The following is a 574-nucleotide window of genomic DNA, read 5'->3' as shown; positions in this document are numbered from 1 at the left end:
AAGTTATATTTTTATTATTTTGTTTTCCGCTTTCATCTATTAAAATTCCACTAAAATTTTTAAAATATCTATATGGAACTTTTACCATTTCTTCTATAAAATGAGTAAAGGTATATCCCACTAGATGGGTTCCAAAAAGGATTATTTTCCCACTATTTTTCCATAAAATATCATATACACAATTTTCTCCAAAACAACTTTTTGTATCTTGTAAAAATAAATCTTGTTTAGCACCTTTTATAGCAAAAGAAAATATAGGATCATTAGTGCGTATTACCCCCCCCCATTTACGAAAATATTCTGTTAAAATTCCTACCTCACTTTTTGAATTTAGCTTATCATAAATCCCATCTTTGCAAAATTTATAAGTAAAAGTTGGCATTATGAGTGTGCCTTCTTTTCCTATTGCTTCAAAAAAACAATCAATTATGGTTTGTAAAAATTCATTTTTCTTAAGCAAAGGGGTTCCAAATTTAAAAAGCTCACTATGCACACATAAAATATCACCTTTTTTAATGCCTAAATTTTCAAAAGCTTTTATTAAATCAAAATTTGAGTATTTTTTATTATTGTG

1 protein-coding gene is annotated in these 574 nt (G+C 26.3%); it reads right to left on the bottom strand.

Going from position 1 to position 574, the window contains the following annotated elements:
- The coding region (locus FPD38_RS00470; RefSeq protein ID WP_147554855.1) for an AAC(3) family N-acetyltransferase at nucleotides 1-574 on the bottom strand (574 nt) is incomplete at both ends.

It is taken from the genome of Campylobacter volucris, assembly GCF_008011665.1.
Lineage (GTDB): Bacteria > Campylobacterota > Campylobacteria > Campylobacterales > Campylobacteraceae > Campylobacter_D > Campylobacter_D volucris_A.
The sequence above is the reverse complement of the archived record's forward strand: the minus strand, read 5'-3'. Positions and strand labels throughout refer to the sequence as shown.